Raw genomic sequence first — 18341 nt, forward strand, 5'->3', positions numbered from 1 at the left:
ATGGCAACGGAAATCGCAAAGGCATATGTGCAAATAATGCCGTCTGCAAAGGGCATCAAAGGAGCGCTGACAAAGGAACTTAGTGGAGAATCTGCGTCAGCAGGAATGTCTGCAGGTGGGAAAATAGCATCTTCCATAAAAGGAGCCATAGCTGCCGCTGGAATAGGGACGGCATTAAAAGCAGCTATTACGGAGGGCGCTGCTTTAGAGCAATCAATCGGAGGTATCGAAACATTGTTCAAGGGCAGTGCAGACACGGTAAAAAGATACGCCGAAGATGCATATAAAACAGCTGGATTATCTGCGAATGAATATATGGAAACGGTAACGAGCTTTTCAGCAAGTCTTATATCTTCGCTTGGAGGAGATACAGCTGCTGCTGCGGAAACTGCAAATATGGCAATTACGGATATGTCAGACAATGCGAATAAAATGGGAACTTCGATGGAGGACATACAGAATGCATATCAGGGCTTCGCAAAGCAGAACTATACCATGTTGGATAATTTAAAATTAGGGTATGGCGGAACTAAAACAGAAATGCAAAGACTGTTGGCTGATGCGGAGAAGATTTCCGGTATTCATTACGATATAAGTAATCTTGATGATGTATATTCTGCAATTCACGTGATACAAGAAGAATTAGATATAACAGGAACAACTGCAAAAGAAGCAGCAACTACATTATCAGGTTCTTTGGCATCTATGAAAAGTTCTTTTAAAAACCTATTGGGGAATCTGGCTCTTGGAAAAGACATTGGCCCATCGTTGACGGCGTTGTCAGAAACTGTATACACTTTTTTGGTTGGAAATCTAATCCCGATGGTCGGAAATATCATCAAAGGAATCCCACAAGCGTTGAGCGGCGTTTTAAGTATGGCGATTAGGGGATTAAATTTAGCAGCTAATAATGCAGATGCAATTATACAAAGCGGGATGGAAGTTATTACACAGCTTGTTGTTGGGATTGTCAGTGCGCTTCCATATCTGGGAGAAGCGGCAATAAATCTTGTTGCCGCGCTTGGAACCGCATTGATGACAGCAGATTGGGCAGGAATGGCTTTGAATTTGATTTCTCAGCTGAAAAGCGGCTTAGATGTGGCATCAGTAGAAATCCTTGGGACTGACGGAAATATAATATCGGCAATAGGAACAGCAATCACAAACGGCCTTCCCGGAATATTGGAAAAGGGAATTGAAATTATAACCAATATAGCCAATGGAATATTAATAAATCTTCCAACAATCATTGCTGCGGCTGGAAGTTTGATGAATAGTCTTGTAGGATTTATTATGAGTAACCTCCCGACAATTCTACAGGCTGGTATGAATCTTGCGCAAAATTTGGCTCAAGGAATTGCAAGCAATCTACCGGCAGTCGTTTCCTCAATTGCCGGAGTGCTGGCACAATTATTGGCTACAATTGCAGAAAATCTTCCACAGCTCCTTCAGAGCGGGATAGAACTGGTTGGAGAATTGGCAGCGGGATTAATTGAGGGTATTCCGCATATTATAGCGGCGATTCCTAGCTTGATTAGCAGTGCAGTGGATTCTTTCTTGGGATACGACTGGGCAAGTTTAGGCGGTGACATTGTTTCGGGTATAGCGAATGGACTGAGGAATGCGGCTGGTAAGATTAAAGAAGCGGCAATGGAAGCTGCGAAGAACGCATTGGAAGCAGCTAAAGACTTTCTCGGCATACGTTCGCCGTCAAGGGTGTTTAGGGATGAAGTTGGGAAAATGGTATCTCTCGGTATGGCAGAAGGAATTAAAAAGAATATGTGGGCAGTGTCGGGAGCGGTGGATTATTTAACAAATCTTACAGATAAGGATATCAAAACACGTATTCGCAATACAACAGATTATAATTCCGGAAAGGTAAGCGAATTTAATGGAACGATAGGAAATTTGTTAGAAGCTGTCGATAGGTTAAATGGAGCGGTAATGTCACGCAATAATCAACAAACTATGGCGAATTTTTACCTTGGTAAACGCCTGTTTGCGAAGGCAATGGCCAAACCGATAGAAAAAGAATTAAATTACAATTCTAAAATATATGAAATGATGGGAGGTGTGAAAGCGTGAATGGATTATCCGTAAGATTCAATGGAGTAGAATTAAATGAGATTTTGTGCGTAACAGATGGGTATACAGTACATGATGGCGCAGACTGGAGTCCAGAGACGGAAAAAAACGGAAATGCAAAGGGGACACAATTTGTACGAACTGGATATAGTTATAAAAAAATAGTAATGCCATTCGCCATTCAAGGGGAATTAGAAGAAAAATATAATAAGCTACAAAAAATCCTGAATGTCTCTGCCCCTGAAGAATTGATATTTGAAAACGAATCAGATCGGGCATATTATGCTATACCAATCGGGACGTTGGATTTTAATGAATTAAACAAAAATGCTGGCACCGGCACAATTACCTGGCTTGTCCCGGACGGGCTTGCACATGCCACCACAGAGACATCCTTCCAGGCAGTAGCGAACAGCTCCGGGGTACTGGAAGCCACCATCGTGAATAACGGCACGGAATCTGTCCCGGTGGATTATACGATCCAGCACCAGCTCCCCGATGGGGACAGCGCAGACAACGCCGAGAACGGCTTTATCGGTGTGGTGAGCGAACACGGGGCGATTGAGCTGGGGGATATAAAAGAGCTGGATGGGGAGACAAAAACAAAGTCCGTGACGCTCTTAAACTACCGTTCCTATTCCGATTACATGACGAATATGGGTTCCGGGGGTATCTTTTATGGGGACTACGGCTTTGATGATGGCATGGAGATGGAATATCTACACGAAGGGACGTCCTGGTACGGCCTAAATGATTCCAAAACTTTCAATAAGCCAGGATGGCATGGGAGCGCGAGAACCGTGGCTCTTCCACATGTTTTGGGCGAAGACGGTACAGCAACGAATTTTGCCCTCCAAGGACAGGCGTGGTTCCGACCCTCGGATTATACCGTGAATGAGCTGGGGATTATGGAGTACTGCATCGGTGACGAGGACGGCAAGCACCTGATGTCGGTGCGGATTGCAAAGTGGGATCCGAACCGTCCAGAGGCTTCCATCCTCTTCTGTGTCGGGGGAAAACAGATGCAGGAACAGGTTACATATGACCCGCGTTATCAGAACATTACCACCCATGATGCGGGGCAGTTCCACATGGTGAAAAGCGGAGGGAAGTTTGAGTTTTGTTTCGAGGGATATTTCCGGTACAACTTCCCGGAACTGGCAGAAAAGAAAGCGAAGACCGTGTCCGTCTTTATCGGCCGGAGGGAGCAATACGCGATTGTGGACAGGATGCGGATGCAGTATTTAACCTTCCGGAAGGATAACGTATCGGAATGGCACGACATCCCCAACCGCTACCAGCCGGGGGACAAAGTCTACATAGACGGGAAAGCCGGGAAAGTTTACGTGAACGGTATCCCCAGCGCAGGTGACATTGTGAAGGGCAGCAGCTTCTTCCAGGCGCCGCCGGGGGAGACGAAGGTACAGTTTTATTTCTCGGACTTCTGCACGGAGAAGCCGGAGGTCACGGCAAAGATAAGGGAGACGTATTTATAAATGGAAAATGTAAGGATTGCAATTTTAGACACATACGGCAAAGTGCTGGCGTTCCTGGACAATACGGCGCCGGAAGCCCTGCATTTTTATGATGACGAGCTGCACACCTATATAAAAGGCTCTGCGGCTACGTACAGCTTTACCGCAGATGCGAAGCATGAAGACGCGCAGTACCTGGCAGAGGGGAACAAGCTGTCTTTTATTTACGACAGGAAGGAATATTATTTTACCATCATGCAGGTGGAAAAGGACGAATACAGCGTAAGCGTAACCGCATTTTCCTGCTCCTTTGAGCTTCTGAACGATGTGGTGGATGCAAACAGCTATTCACACCCGCTAAGATCCTTTGAAGAATACTTACATGCGTTTGATATTGACCGGGTGGTTGAGGTTGGGAGAAACGAGGTGTCCGCGGTAAAACTTCCCGGCTCCTTTGAGGAGGAGACCCTGCTTGCTCGGCTGTTTTCCCTTGCAGAGCTGTTCGACGCGGAGATCGAGCTGGTCCCGGTGCTGGCGAAGAATTACAGCCTGGAGAAGGTAATCTTAAACATCTACCGGGAGCACGACGACAGCCACCAGGGGATGGGGCAGGACCGCAGGGAGCTGACCCTGCGGTATGGGAAGAACATTGCCGGGATAAAGAAAACCTCCGACATCACGGAACTGTTTACCGCCATCCGCCCTGAGGGCAAGGATGGGCTTAGCATTTTAAGCGTAGAGCATACCGCAAAGGATGCGAACGGGGAGATAGAATTTTATACCGCAAAAGACAGCCAGGACATTTATGCCGTGCAGGCGGCGAAGCGCTTTCCAGCTTTTTCCAGGGGGAAAGAAGGGTACATTTGGAAAAATGCGCAGTACGATGAAACCGACGCCAGCTCCCTGTTCTTAACGGCTCTCCGGGATTTGGAGGAGGGCTGTGTGCCGAAGGTGACGTATGAGATAGACGTGTCCTACTGTGAGGAAACCGACAGGGTGTCTATCGGGGACACCGTCTCCGTAGAGGACACAGGGTTCCAGCCTACGTTATACCTGTCGGCCAGGGTGACGGAGCAGGTGATAAGCTTTACGGATCCGTCCCGGAATAAGGTGACTTTTAGTAATATCAAAGAGGAGCAGTCACAATTGTCCCCGGAGACCATTAAACGGATGCAGGCGTTAATCGACGCCAGCAAGACCTACGCCTGCTCCATTATTACGGACAATGGTATTGTGTTTAAGAACGGGGAAGGGACCACCACTCTGACGGCATCCGTGATGGACGGCGGAAAGGATTTAACGGATACGCTTACCATTACCTGGTACAAGGACGGGGAGGCACTGCTTGTGGGAAAGTCCCTTGCAGTGTCGGCAGCAGATGTAACCGGGAAGGCGGTTTACCGATATGAAGCCGTGGAAAACGGTGTGGTGAGGGGAAAGTGCGAAGTGACAGTCATAGATGTGTCAGATGGGCAGGATGGGGAAAAAAGCACATCCTATAAAATGCAGGTGAATGCGCTGGCGGTAAGAAAGACGTTTAACCGTACCTACTTCCCGGCAGAGATTACCGTATCCGGATTACAGCAGGTTGGGGAGGAAGAGCCAAAAAGCTACTATTGTTATTACGCGATAGAATTTGAGAATGAAAACCCGGAATCATCTGTAGGCGTACTTCTGCAGGGGACGAGCGCGTCTCACGAGATCCCGGAAGGGACGGTAAGCATTCAATGCTCCATGTACCATCAGTTTAACGACAAACTTCTGTTAGACCAAGTGACTATCCCGGTAATCAAAGACGGGGAAGACGGGAAGGATGGAGTGGACGGCGCAGAAAGCACTTCCTACCGGATGCAGGTAAATGCATGGACGGTAAAAAGAAGCGCGGCAGGGGAATTTACCCCATCCAATATTATCGTAACAGGCTTTTCCCAGACAGGTGATGGTGAACAAAGCACGCACTATGGCGTCTATGAGATTGAGTTTGACGGTTCTGCGGTATCAAGCCGGGGGTATTCTTTCTACCGGGCAATCCCGGAAGGGACAGAGTCCATCGTGTGCCGGATGCGGACGTATGAAGGCGCCCTGTTATGCGAAGCGGAGATACCCATAGCGCAGGACGGAACTGACGGCAGTGGGATTTACTACGTCCCTGTCACGACAGCCGGGAAGGACACCAGCTACATATTATACAATGATATCTTAAATGCCGGATGTGAGCTGGAATATAAGGTGGATGATTTGATAATGACGGATTACAGCGATACTTCCGAGCATGACCCCGTGACCGGGGTGTCGGTTTACCGGGTGACTGGGCAGGACAAAAACTCCTACACCGTGAAATACCTGTATACAATCAAGGACGGAGAAAATGCTGTAAGCCCGGTTTTGACGCTGAATGCGGACACTTCCCTAACCATTACGGACGTGAACGGCACACGGACAACCCCGGTGCTGAAAGGGGCAGACGGAGCCAATGGAGCAGACGGGACAGACGGTGCGGACGCCACAGCCTATAGGATGCTGGTAAATGCCCTTGCGATTGGGAAGACAGCTTCCGGGAGTTATAAGCAGTCCACCATTACTGTGCAGGGGCGCAGGCAGGTTGGGAGTGGTTCGTTCACATCGTATGCCTGCAGGTTTAAGGTAGAGACAACTACAAGCGCCAACTTGTCTTCGGCGTCCTGGACAAGCCGGTACACGTCCAGTTCCAACACATCCAGCTACATTTACACAATCCCGTCCGGGGTTACGGGTATCCGGTGTTCCATGTACGCCGCAGGCGGCACAACGACGCTGTTAGATCAGGTAATTATCCCGATTATTGCGGATGGTACGAATGCGTCCCTTCCGGCAGTAGAAGACCTGTCTTCTGGCATTACGGCATCCGGGACTTATGTGGATACCACAAAGCAAGTGGAGAAGCTTGCCTACCGGTATGGGAAGGTGGTACAGGCGCACCTTACGTTTTATGCCAAAACTGCCCTAAGCAGCGCGGTTACATTGTTTAGCGGCTTGCCCGGGATGAACAATACCATGCAGTTTGTAGGCATGAACTACACCAAGAATACGCCTGTGATATTTGCGGTAAGGGAGACTGGGGAATTCCAGAAGTGGTATGCTGGGGATATAGCTGCAGGAGACCTTGTAAGAGTAGGGTTCACATACATTTGTCAATAGAGGAGGTATTTATGGATACAATCATTTCAGCCTGCATCAGTGCGGGCGTAACACTTTTTATATGCATTATTAACAACCGCGGGCAGCAGGAAAAAACAAGAGCGTTAATGGAGTATAAGCTGGACGAGCTGACGAAGAGGGTTGACAAGCATAACAATACCGTAGAGCGGACGTTCCATCTGGAAGAGCAGATGGGGATACAGGAAGAAAAAATGAAGGTAGCAAACCATAGGATAGAAGATTTGGAAAAGAAGGTGGAATCATGAGAGATTGGAAGAAATGGGCGAAAGCCGCGGGCATCAGGGCAGTGAAGACCGTGGCGCAGACAGCCGTGGCGACAATTGGGTCAGCGGCGGTATTAAGCCAGGTGGATGTAAAAATGGTGGTTTCCGCAGCGGTGCTGGCAGGGATCCTTTCCCTGCTTACCAGCGTAGCAGGGCTGCCGGAGATGGAAATAAATACGTAAAAGCACGTAAAATATATTGACATACGTAAAAATACGTGATATCATATAAGCATGATAAGGAAAGGAGATACAAAAGATGCCAATGACACCGATGGAGATGATAAAACATCTCAAGAAAAACGGGTTTGAGGAAATCAGGCAAAATGGTTCCCATGTTGTTATGAAGAACCGGGCTACTGGGAAAACAGTAGTTGTTCCTTATCACTCCAAAGACCTGAAAAAGGGACTGGAGAAGGCAATATTGAAACAGGCGGGGCTTAAATAGCCCCAAGGCCTGCCAAAAAGAAGCGGAGGGATCACGTATGGAAAAATTATTTTATCCTGCAATTTTTCACAAAGCGGAAGAGGGAGGGTTTTGGATTTCCTTTCCGGATATCCCGGAATGTTTTACAGAGGGCGAAAACATGGCGCAGGCATACGAGATGGCGGTAGAAGCACTCGGGCTTGCATTGACAAACCGGAAAGAAGAAAAGGAAGAAATCCCGGTTCCTTCAGAAGCCGATAAGATACTGGTTGATGATGGAGTGCTTGTAATTGTAGAGTTTGACATGCGGGAGTATCAGAGGAAACATAATTCGAAGGCAGTAAAGAAAACATTGAGTATTCCAGAATGGATGAACGAGGAAGCTGTTGAGATGGGAGTAAACTTCTCGCAGGTACTGCAAGAAGCTTTGATGAACAAACTGAATGCAGGAAGGTAAGAAATAATGCAGGAGAGCTGGAGACAGCTCTCTTTTTCGTGAGGTAAACCATGGTTAAGAGAATTGATTTTAGCAGGGAAACACCCGAAAGCAGGCGTATCTACGTAAACCAGTGGGATTATGGGCTAGTCCTCCACATAACAGGGATACAGGCAAAGGAAGCGCATTTTGCCGTTGAAGGGAGCCTGGACAATGCGCTTGTAGTGCCGCTGGCAGAGGAAGGCGGAATCCTTTCGGCAAACGTCCCGGACAGGTTCCTTACGCAGGAACGGGAGATATACGCTTATTTGTATGAAGAAACCGGGGAAGATGGGCGTACAGTGGGGAAAGTAACCATCCATGTGAAGCCCCGGGCGAAGCCGGAGGATTACATCCACACTCCGGAAGAGCTGAAAAAGTATGAAGAGCTGGAAGAAGGGATAGGCGGGATAAGGGAAGAGTTGGAAAAGCTGGGACGCAGGGGCGTTATTGCGGACTTCGTGTTTACGGAAGAGAACCTGCGCGCTGCATCCCCGGATCCGGTCTTTTACGGCGGCGTACCGTCGGACTATCTGTCGCAGGCAGCCTGTGCGAAGACGCAGAACCTTGCGCCGTATGTATTCGATGCAGAAAGCGGAGGGCTTATATTCACGAGCGACCAGAAGGCGCATTTGATAGTCAGCATAGGGAACCGGACGCTCCTGGCCGGGCTGTCAGAGTTTACGGTTTCTTATGACTGCAAAAGCACCGGGGAATTTACAAAAGCGTGGCTGTGCTATCTCTGCCCGCATGATGCTGCACAGAGCCTGGAAACCTGTGATTATATAGGGATACTGGATTATCCGGACCATGTCCAGGTAGACCGGGCGTCGCAGGCACTTCCGATGGATACCTATACGGCGCCTGACGGTACTTACGCAGGGTGGCATCACGTAGATGTGGTATTCCGTGCACACGGGACAGAGGTTTATATTAACGGCGTGTTCATGGACATCATGCACAATCCCTTGAATCCGACCGACCTGCTGAAGAGCGGCGGTGTGTTTTATATCGGCAGGGCGAACTGGGGAAGCGGGGAGTACTACGACGGGATAATAAAGACATTCCGGGTATACAACCGGGCGCTGTCAGCTGCTGAGATAGCTGAGGATTATGCCGGAAGGAAAGAACGAGGGGAGGATGTGCTTACAGGGAAAAACCAATATGGTATTTCCATATACCGTAGTGGGGAAACATACACGTATCCGACGGATGAAAACGGCGACCTCTTCTCCGGATGGTTTGAGGATGCCGCACTTACAAAGCAGCTGAAAGATTCTGGCGTTGCTGCCGGAAGGTATTATGCAAAGTTTGTGGATAAGAATGTTTTGAGGGTGAAATACCAGAGAGCTGTCTACGATAAAGAGGATGGTAGAGTTTATAATATTCGCATGTATTCAACGACGGATTCACTGAATTATTCTGGTGGCGGATTTATTATAAATAACGGAGACGAAGAACAGAAAACTTTTAGTAGGTCAGTGTTTGACTCTTACAATGGAATTACTCCGGCACAAGTTGGTGGGGAAAATGCGAAATATTTGCGTGTAGATACGCTTGAAAATGTATCGCCCGGCACAATATTGATGGTTACTTCATACTGGGTAACAATGGATGGAACAACTGTTATGGGAACTGCAGCGACGATACAAGTTCCTCAATAACAAATGCAGAGGTTCATAGAATGGCTGTTTAAGGTGGAGGTGAGTGGGAAATGGATACGAAGAAGCAGTCCTGTGAAGGCAAAGAAACCGGGAAAGATGCCGGAGGGCTTTTGAATGTAGGGGAATATAACGGTACGGATGCCGGGGAGTTTGGCGAGCTGGAAGAGGGGAAGGATATCAATCCTGAAATTATTTAAGAAAATCAATATAAGCCGTTGTGACGTCGCAATAGGGTGCAAATAGGAATAGAATGGAGTACGCTGCTATTTTGGCAGCGGCTTCTTAAGGTATGCTGTGTTTTCGCAGCGGAAAGGAGAAAGAGTATGGCACATTTATTTTTTATAGCAGGACACGGAGCAGGTGACCCCGGGGCAATGGGGAACGGATACCAGGAAGCAGAGCGGGTACGCGCGCTGGCTGGGAGAGTTAAGGCGTTGGGAGGCAACAACGTAACCATTGCGGACACTTCCCGGAATTGGTACGCGGACAAGGGAATAAATACGCTTGTAATTCCAGACGGTTATGCAATCCTGGAAGCGCACATGGACAGCGGTGCCGCATCCGCCAAAGGAGGGCACGTAATCATTAAGGCGGGACTTGAGCCGGATAATTACGATAACGCCCTGGCAAGATTCCTGGCAGGGATCCTTCCGGGAAGAGCGAATACCATCGTGGGGAGAAGTGACCTCGCCAATCCGAACAGGGCGGCAGCCAGAGGGTTTAATTACCGCTTGGTAGAATTTGGCTTTATCTCCAATGCTGGAGATGTAAACATCTTTAACAGCCGGATGGACGATATTGCAAGGGGCGTACTGGCAGCATTTGGCATTCCGGCAGCCGGAGCGCAGGAGCAGCAGACATCGGAAGTACCGCAGATTATCAACGCCACCATCCAGGACAATACAGGAGCCAACAACATGCGCCTGTTTATAGAGGATGCGGAGGACGGACACTGCCGGATCCGGAACAAGGAAGGGTATTACCTTACGGCTGCGGGAAGCATGGCAAATGTGAATGTGGACTTCCGTGCCTTCGACTGTGGGGCGTATTCCCAGTGGAACCTTATTAAGAAAGAGTATAAGAACGCCGTGTACCACATGTTGCAGTCCGCGGCAAACGGGGAGCTGTTCCTGTCGGCGGAGAAGAACGGTGTCGGCAGTAGTAACTTAAAACTTTACACCGACTTGCACAACCAGCAGCAGAAGTTCTACGTTAGGGAAGAGTCGGATGGAGCGACGCTGCTGATCCATGCGTACACCGGGAAGTGCGTGGCGGCGAAGGAGTAAAAAGAGTTTCTACCTATTAAATATAGTTCATTTCTAACAATTACGGGCGGAAGAACTGGCGCATATGGAAATGATCTGCGCAATTGTTCATCAGCTTACAAGGAATCTGACGCCGGAAGAGCTGGAATGCTCCGGTTTTGACAAATATTATGTGGATCATACCCTTGCCCTCTGGCCGCAGGCCGCAAGTGGGGCACCGTGGACCGCAACTTATTTCCAATCTAAGGGAGATCCGATCACAGATCTTCATGAAGATATGGCCGCAGAGCAGAAAGCCCGCACGACTTATGATAATATTCTGCGGCTTGTGAAAGATCCGGAAATCTGCGACCCGATTCGTTTCCTGCGGGAGAGGGAAATTGTTCACTATCAAAGATTCGGTGAAAGCTTAAGAATCGTACAGGATAAATTAGATAGTAACAATTTCTACGCAATCAATCCGGAGTTTGATATTCGCAGATCCTGCAAATAAGAACAAGTAGAATGCTGCCTTCGAGTAAAATTGTGTATCGGTTCAGCCATATACAAAAATATTTATTTGAAGGCAGCGTTTTCTTGACTATTTGTGAGAGCGGTGCTACAATAAAGGAAGTTCAGAAGACGGGGAGCTTGTGTAAGCAGGCTGAGAGTAAGCTGTATTGCTTTGACCCATAACCTGATTTGGATAATGCCAACGTAGGGAACACATAGTTTTAGTAGTTACGATATGCGCTTGGCATATCGTTTTTTTTGTGTGATATAGGAAATCTTTGGATTCCCATATCACAAGCCCCTCGTGAGTGAGGGGAGTGGGGAGCTGAGGTGGGCTTTTCCACTTTGTTGCGATAGATTGGGGGCACCACTTTCTGTCGCGTTATAAAATTAATGATACGCTTGATTTGGCTTCATTAATATCGCCGGAAGGGTTTCTGGTGAAGGTACCGGCTTTTGATAAAAGAAGGGCGTTTTCTGCCTGATTCTGTCTGTGTCCGGTATTTCGCATGCATTATCCAGTATTTTATATATTATTTTGGCGGGAAGCCGGGAGGAAGGAAAAAATGTCTGATTATACTACACAAATGAATGCTGCACGTCAGGGAATTATTACCCCGCAGATGGAGATCGTGGCAGAGAAAGAACACATGGATCCGAAAGAGCTTCGAGAATTGATTGCAAAAGGAGAGGTGATTATTCCTTGTAATAAGAAACACAAATCCTTGGATCCAAGCGGAGTGGGAGCGAAGCTGACTACAAAAATCAATGTTAATCTGGGGGTATCCCGTGACTGGAAGGATGTGGACATGGAATATGAGAAGGTAAGGGCCGCCGTGGAGATGGGAGCGGAAGCTATTATGGATCTGAGTTCCTATGGCGATACCAGAACCTTCCGACGAAAATTGACAGAAGAATGTCCGGCAATGATCGGTACGGTTCCGATTTATGACGCGGTTGTATATTATCATAAAGCGTTGGGCAAGATTACGGCTAGGGAATGGCTGGATATTGTCAGAATGCATGCAGAAGACGGTGTGGATTTTATGACGATTCACTGTGGGATGAACCGGGCTACGGCAAAGCGGTTTAAGCAGAATAAACGGTTGATGAATATTGTTTCAAGAGGCGGGTCTATTATGTTTGCATGGATGGAGATGACGGGAGAAGAGAATCCGTTTTATGAATATTATGATGAAATCTTAGATATCTGCCGTGAATATGATATTACCATGAGTCTGGGTGATGCCTGCCGTCCGGGATGTATTGCTGACGCTACGGATACGGCTCAGATTGAGGAATTGATTACGCTTGGTGAACTTACGAAGCGCGCGTGGGAGAAGGATGTCCAGGTTATGATTGAGGGGCCGGGACACATGCCGATGAATCAGATTGCGGCGAATATGGAGATTCAGAAGACTCTGTGCCATGGAGCGCCGTTCTATGTGCTGGGACCTTTGGTTACGGATGTGGCTCCTGGATATGACCATATTACTTCTGCAATCGGAGGAGCGATCGCCGCGTCTGCGGGAGCTGCGTTCTTATGTTATGTTACGCCGGCAGAGCATCTGCGGCTGCCAAATGCGGACGATGTGAAAGAAGGAATTATTGCGGCGAAGATTGCGGCTCATGCGGCTGATATTGCGAAGGGGGTCCCGGGAGCAGCGGACTGGGATTACAAAATGAGTGAGGCAAGAAAGCGCCTGGATTGGGAAGCGATGTTTGATTTGAGTATGGATCCGGAGAAAGCGCGCCGCTACCGTGCAGAGGCAAAGCCGGAGAAAGAGGATACCTGCAGTATGTGTGGAAATTTCTGTGCAGTGAAAAACACGAACCGGATTCTGGACGGTGAGATTGTAAGTATTTTTGATGAATAAAAGACAAGATTTTAGATTGCGCATAAAGCGCAATCTAAAAATGAGAAGCGGTGCTTTAAGATGTTTTATGAAATCCTGATAAAGCTATTGAATTTTTTGCGAAAAAATGATACATTTATTTCGTTCAATGATTTTGCAGCAGTGGTCGAGCGGCTGATGGCATCTGCCTCGAAAGCAGAAGAGCCGAAAGGCTCCGGGGGTTCAAATCCCTCCTGCTGCGTTTTTTATGATATAGGAAATTCTTTCGAATTTCCTATATCATAAAACGGGATATAGAGAGTTCGACGCGGACTTGTCCGCTTTTTTATTACACACAGGAAAAGTTTCCCGGCATTTCCTGTGTGTAATAGAGTTTTTAGGGTGAAATGGGATGATGGAAGATGGATAATATAACACAGATGCCGAAGGACAGCAGTAAATTGAAACGGACTGGCAGAGAGAAGACGAAAAAGACGATCAGGTATTTTGATTACAGCCTTCTGGCTGTGCTTATTTTTCTTATGTGTTTTGGACTTGTTATGTTATATAGTGCCAGTGCATATAGCTCCATGGTTAAGTATGGAGATAGTATGCATTTTTTTAAACGGCAGGCTCTTTTCTGCGCGGTCGGTCTGGTAATTATGTACGTTGTTTCGAGAATTGATTATCATATTTATGCGAAGTATGCGAAATATATCTATGGGCTTGCGATTTTTATGATGGCGTTAGTTCAGACACCTCTTGGAATTGAGGTTAATGGGGCAAGACGGTGGCTGAAGCTTCCTTTTGACCAGCAGCTTCAGCCGTCGGAGATTGCTAAAATAGCAGCAATTTTATTGATTCCGGTAATTGTCTGTAAGATGGGAAAGGAAATAAACTCTTTGCGGGGAGTTGTCCGGGTGTTGAGCTGGGGAGGTGTTCTGGCCGGATGTGTCTATTTCCTGACTGACAATCTGAGTACGGCAATTATTGTATTTGGTATTTCCTGTGTGATCGTATTTGTTGTCCATCCCAGGACGGCTCCTTTTATCGGGATAGTTACTGTCGGCTTTGCATTGCTGATGGCAGGAGTGAAGATTCTGGGAAGTATGATACAGACGAGCGATCTGGGCGATAATTTCCGGTTAAGAAGAATTATTGTGTGGCTGGCTCCGGAAAAGCATGCTTCTGATTGGGGATATCAAGTTATGCAGGGGCTGTATGCGATTGGCTCAGGAGGCTTTTTTGGAAAAGGACTTGGCAGCAGTGTGCAGAAGACGGTTATTCCGGAGGTTCAAAATGATATGATTCTGTCTGTCATATGCGAAGAACTTGGAGTCTTCGGTGCAATTATGGTTTTGATGCTGTTTGGGCTGTTGCTTTACCGGCTTCTGTTCATATCTCAGAATGCGCCTGATATCTATGGTTCGTTAATCGTAGCGGGAATATTTGCTCATATTGCGCTTCAGGTTATTTTAAATGTGGCGGTTGTACTTAATCTGATCCCCACGACCGGAATTACCCTGCCGTTCATCAGTTATGGCGGAACATCCATTCTGTTTTTGATGATAGAGATGGGACTTGCGCTGGGAGTTTCCAACAGAATTAAATTAGATTAAAGAATTAGGGAATCATACCGATAAAACCTCTTTTCAATCCATAGAAAATGTGCTATTATTTAAGAAATGGTTTTTAATACTACATATAATAGAAATAAAAAACATACATTATGGCTGCTCCTGCAAAGCTGTGGAGGACAGGGGTGTATGTGGGAGGATTGAAATGGATTATAAAGTGATTGTCGATAGCTGTGGAGAATTGACGGAGGAGATGAAGGTTTCCGGGCATTTTGAGACAGCGTCTTTGAGTATTGATGTTGATGAATATCATATCGTTGATGATGAAAGTTTTAACCAGCAGGAATTTTTGCGAATTGTGGCGGCGAGTCCGAATTGTCCAAAATCTTCCTGTCCATCGCCGGAGCGGTATATGGAAGGATTTCGATGTGATGCGGAGAGGGTGTATGCAGTTACTCTGTCATCTGAATTGAGTGGTTCGTATAACAGTGCAGTGCTCGGTAAGAATCTTTATCATGAAGAATACGGAGAGAAGGATATCCATGTATTTAATTCTAAATCAGCGTCTATTGGCGAGACATTGATTGCACTTAAGATAGCGGAATGTGAAGAGGCAGGAATGGACTTTGCGGAAGTCATTCGGACGGTTGAGGATTATATTGAAAGCCAGCACACATATTTTGTACTTGAATCATTAGAGACACTGAGGAAAAATGGCAGGTTGAGCGGTCTGAAAGCGGTAGTCGCAACTGCGCTGAATATTAAACCGGTCATGGGTTCCACACCCAAAGGGGAGATCTGTCAGTTAGGACAGGCGAGAGGAATTAAGAAGGCGCTTGGAAAGATGGTAGAGGAAGTTGTGAAGAATGCAGAAAATCCGTCTGAGAAAACGCTGGCAATCAGCCACTGTAACTGCAAAGAGCGTGCCCTTTGGGTGAAGGATTTGATTTTAGAAAAGATAAAGCCAAAAGATGTTATTGTCTTGGATACGGCCGGCATCAGCAGTATGTATGCTTCTGACGGTGGTGTGATTGTCGTGATATAGATGTGAAATTGGGTTGTACAATTGGGCGGTTTGTGTTAGAATACTACTAGTTGATAAAAAGGAGTACGTAGTATGAGTCAGGAAAAGGTAAATAAATATAAAGAAGAAAAAGTGAACCGCAAGAAGAATATGAAGAAAGAAAAGATGGAGCGTCTGGTACGCCGGACAGTGGCCGCCCTGGTCGGGATTGTAATCATCGGATGGATTGGATATTCTGCTTACGATATTTATGAGACGAACCGTCCTAAGCAGACGGCGGAGATTAATTATGATGCCATTGATAATTACCAGCAGGGACTGGACAGTGAGGCAGAATAATAACAGAATAAGGGACAAATGTAATGGAGAACGGGAAGTTTACTTCCCGTTCTTTTATTATGGGGAATTATCTGCTTTGCATTCTGTAGCGGAACACAGTATATAAAATACATGTCTGAACTATTACCTAAAAAAAGTAAAAAAGGGCTTGAAATCATAGAAAAAGTGTTTTACAATGGTTTCAAGTGGTAGAAAGTGGTGAAAAGTGGTATAAAGTGGAGTCAAAGTGGAGCCACTTTATGAAAGAAGGTGAGTTCTGATGTTGAAAGGAGAATACAGCCATAATATTGATCCCAAAGGCCGGTTAATCATTCCGGCAAAGTTTCGTGACGATCTAGGGGAGAATTTCGTCATAACAAAAGGGATGGAAAATTGTCTGTATGTATATCCCGAGACAGAATGGAACGCCTTTGAAGAAAAACTTAACGCCCTGCCAACCACCACTGACAAGAAAGCCAGAGCTTTTGCTTATTTTTTTCAAGGGAGCGCGACAGACGGCGATCTTGATAAGCAAGGCAGAACACTGATTCCGTCTGTGCTGAGGAACTATGCGCAGCTTGATAAAGAGGTTGTGTTTATCGGTATGGGAAAGCGTGCCGAGATATGGGACAAGGCAAGATGGGAGAAGAAGAATGCTGAAGTGGAACTTAACATTGAAGATATTGCATCGGATATGGAAGAGTGTGGATTCAGTATCTAGAGGGAGAAGATATGGAATTCAAACACAGGTCAGTATTACTTGAAGAAACTGTAAATGGACTAAACATTAAGCCGGACGGCATCTATGTAGATGGCACGCTTGGCGGCGGCGGACATGCCTATGAAGTGTGTGTGCGGCTGAATGACAAGGGGAGTATTGTAGGAATAGACCAGGATGAAGCAGCGATTGAAGCTGCCTCTATCCGATTAAAAGACTTCGGAGAGAAGGTTACGATAGTCAGGAGCAACTATTGTGATATGAAGTCGAGGCTCCATGAATTGGGCATTGACAAAGTCGATGGGATCATGCTTGATCTTGGCGTATCTTCGTATCAACTGGATACGCCGGAACGGGGATTCTCCTATCGCGAAGATGCAGCTCTGGATATGCGGATGGATAGGCGTCAGACAATGACGGCCAGAGACATCGTCAATGACTACAGTGAGATGGAACTCTATCGTGTGATCAGGGATTATGGTGAGGACAAGTTTGCGAAGAATATCGCCCGCCATATTGTTCTGGAACGCGAGAAGAGTTCCATCGAAACAACTGGGGAACTTACAGAGATTATAAAGCATGCGATTCCGATGAAATATCAAAAAAAGTCGGGACATCCGGCAAAAAGAACATTCCAGGCAATCCGTATTGAATTAAACCGGGAATTGGAAGTTTTGAGAGATTCGTTGGATGATATGATTGAAATACTGAATCCTGGCGGAAGGCTGTGCATTATTACCTTCCATTCATTAGAAGACAGGATCGTAAAAAGTGCATTTAAAAAGAATGAAAATCCATGTACCTGTCCGAGCCATTTCCCGGTCTGTGTCTGTGGAAATGTTTCAAAGGGGAGGATTATTACAAAAAAGCCTATTCTGCCAAGTGTAGAAGAGCAGGAAAGTAATAGCCGTTCTAAGAGCGCGAAGCTCAGGATTTTTGAAAGGGTATAAATAATTTGATTCATAAGAAAGGGTGAGCGGCATGGCAGGAAGAACTGCTTCAACAAGAAGGTCACGCAGATATTATAACAATGCAGATTCCATGCGCCAGATGTATGTGTATGGCAATGCCGTGGAAAAACCGGCGTATGAGCCAAAAACGTCGGTAAAGAAGACAAGAAAAGAGAAGAAAATAAGTGCGCAGGTGCGCAGAAATCGGAAGAAAGCATTGCGCCTGAATAAAGGTTATGTTGTTTTTATGACGATAGCTGCGGTTTTGGCGCTGGTTGTGTGTGTGAATTATGTGAAATTACAGTCTCAGATAACCAGCAGGTCTAAAAATATTTCTGCTTTGCAGGAAGAGCTGGCGTCTATGAAAGAAGAAAATACAACCAGGTATAATGTGCTTGTAGATTCTGTTACATTGGAAGAAGTTGAAGACAAGGCAAAGAATGAGCTTGGCATGGTTCCGGCTAATGATAGTCAGATTGTAGAGTATGAGAATTCTTCTGACGACTATGTGAAGCAATACGAAGAAATTCCGGAGGACGGCGTAGTGGCAAGTTCAAAAAACGTACAGAATTAAGG

At 46.5% G+C, this 18341-nt stretch carries 17 protein-coding genes, 1 tRNA gene, 1 pseudogene and 1 riboswitch; all 19 genes and pseudogenes read left to right on the top strand.

What is annotated here, in order from left to right; genetic code table 11:
- Nucleotides 1–2085 carry a phage tail protein gene (locus OCV99_RS02000; protein ID WP_158367633.1) on the top strand — a complete coding sequence of 695 codons (2085 nt, stop codon included), beginning with the start codon at nucleotides 1–3 and terminating at the stop codon, nucleotides 2083–2085.
- The gene (locus tag OCV99_RS02005) at nucleotides 2082–3581 is read left to right on the top strand and encodes a distal tail protein Dit (RefSeq protein WP_158367635.1); all 1500 of its coding nucleotides are present in this window, start codon (nucleotides 2082–2084) and stop codon (nucleotides 3579–3581) included. The genes OCV99_RS02000 and OCV99_RS02005 overlap by 4 nt, the downstream gene beginning before the upstream one ends.
- A complete protein-coding gene (locus OCV99_RS02010) occupies nucleotides 3582–6737 on the top strand; it encodes a phage tail spike protein (RefSeq protein WP_158367637.1) in 3156 nt (1051 codons plus the stop codon).
- 11 nt (nucleotides 6738–6748) lie between these two features.
- Entirely contained in the window at nucleotides 6749–7003 is a 255-nt protein-coding gene (locus tag OCV99_RS02015; RefSeq protein WP_158367639.1) for a hypothetical protein, read from the top strand.
- Nucleotides 7000–7203 (top strand): holin, encoded by a 204-nt coding sequence (locus tag OCV99_RS02020; RefSeq protein ID WP_158367641.1) that lies wholly within the window; start codon nucleotides 7000–7002, stop codon nucleotides 7201–7203. The genes OCV99_RS02015 and OCV99_RS02020 overlap by 4 nt, the downstream gene beginning before the upstream one ends.
- A gap of 76 nt (nucleotides 7204–7279) precedes the next feature.
- Nucleotides 7280–7468, top strand: coding sequence for a type II toxin-antitoxin system HicA family toxin (locus OCV99_RS02025; protein ID WP_158367643.1), 189 nt, complete (start codon nucleotides 7280–7282; stop codon nucleotides 7466–7468).
- Between the two features lie 37 nt (nucleotides 7469–7505).
- Nucleotides 7506–7904: a type II toxin-antitoxin system HicB family antitoxin gene (locus tag OCV99_RS02030; RefSeq protein WP_158367645.1), complete on the top strand. Its 399-nt coding sequence runs from the start codon at nucleotides 7506–7508 to the stop codon at nucleotides 7902–7904.
- 50 nt (nucleotides 7905–7954) lie between these two features.
- A complete protein-coding gene (locus OCV99_RS02035) occupies nucleotides 7955–9586 on the top strand; it encodes a LamG domain-containing protein (RefSeq protein ID WP_158367647.1) in 1632 nt (543 codons plus the stop codon).
- Between the two features lie 50 nt (nucleotides 9587–9636).
- Nucleotides 9637–9783, top strand: a complete 147-nt coding sequence (locus tag OCV99_RS02040) for a hypothetical protein (protein WP_262574550.1) — start codon at nucleotides 9637–9639, stop codon at nucleotides 9781–9783.
- A gap of 126 nt (nucleotides 9784–9909) precedes the next feature.
- A complete protein-coding gene (locus OCV99_RS02045; protein ID WP_158367649.1) occupies nucleotides 9910–10872 on the top strand; it encodes an N-acetylmuramoyl-L-alanine amidase in 963 nt (320 codons plus the stop codon).
- A gap of 49 nt (nucleotides 10873–10921) precedes the next feature.
- Nucleotides 10922–11344: pseudogene (locus tag OCV99_RS02050) on the top strand (manganese catalase family protein); the annotation flags it as partial.
- 119 nt (nucleotides 11345–11463) lie between these two features.
- Nucleotides 11464–11571: riboswitch (TPP riboswitch) on the top strand.
- 338 nt (nucleotides 11572–11909) lie between these two features.
- On the top strand, nucleotides 11910–13220 hold the full coding sequence (thiC, locus tag OCV99_RS02055; protein ID WP_158367651.1) for a phosphomethylpyrimidine synthase ThiC: 1311 nt from the start codon (nucleotides 11910–11912) through the stop codon (nucleotides 13218–13220).
- 135 nt (nucleotides 13221–13355) lie between these two features.
- A tRNA-Ser gene (locus OCV99_RS02060) sits at nucleotides 13356–13440 on the top strand.
- 178 nt (nucleotides 13441–13618) lie between these two features.
- Nucleotides 13619–14797, top strand: a complete 1179-nt coding sequence (locus tag OCV99_RS02065) for an FtsW/RodA/SpoVE family cell cycle protein (RefSeq protein ID WP_158367775.1) — start codon at nucleotides 13619–13621, stop codon at nucleotides 14795–14797.
- A 163-nt stretch (nucleotides 14798–14960) separates the two neighbouring features.
- Entirely contained in the window at nucleotides 14961–15800 is an 840-nt protein-coding gene (locus OCV99_RS02070; RefSeq protein ID WP_158367653.1) for a DegV family protein, read from the top strand.
- A gap of 72 nt (nucleotides 15801–15872) precedes the next feature.
- Nucleotides 15873–16118, top strand: coding sequence for a hypothetical protein (locus tag OCV99_RS02075; protein ID WP_158367655.1), 246 nt, complete (start codon nucleotides 15873–15875; stop codon nucleotides 16116–16118).
- Between the two features lie 259 nt (nucleotides 16119–16377).
- The gene (mraZ, locus tag OCV99_RS02080) at nucleotides 16378–16818 is read left to right on the top strand and encodes a division/cell wall cluster transcriptional repressor MraZ (protein WP_158367657.1); all 441 of its coding nucleotides are present in this window, start codon (nucleotides 16378–16380) and stop codon (nucleotides 16816–16818) included.
- An 11-nt stretch (nucleotides 16819–16829) separates the two neighbouring features.
- Nucleotides 16830–17765, top strand: coding sequence for a 16S rRNA (cytosine(1402)-N(4))-methyltransferase RsmH (gene rsmH / locus OCV99_RS02085; RefSeq protein WP_158367659.1), 936 nt, complete (start codon nucleotides 16830–16832; stop codon nucleotides 17763–17765).
- A 31-nt stretch (nucleotides 17766–17796) separates the two neighbouring features.
- Nucleotides 17797–18339 (top strand): hypothetical protein, encoded by a 543-nt coding sequence (locus tag OCV99_RS02090; protein ID WP_262574557.1) that lies wholly within the window; start codon nucleotides 17797–17799, stop codon nucleotides 18337–18339.
- The last annotated feature ends 2 nt before the right edge of the window (nucleotides 18340–18341 follow it).

The sequence above is a fragment of the Dorea acetigenes genome (assembly GCF_025567385.1).
Classification (GTDB): domain Bacteria; phylum Bacillota; class Clostridia; order Lachnospirales; family Lachnospiraceae; genus Claveliimonas; species Claveliimonas acetigenes.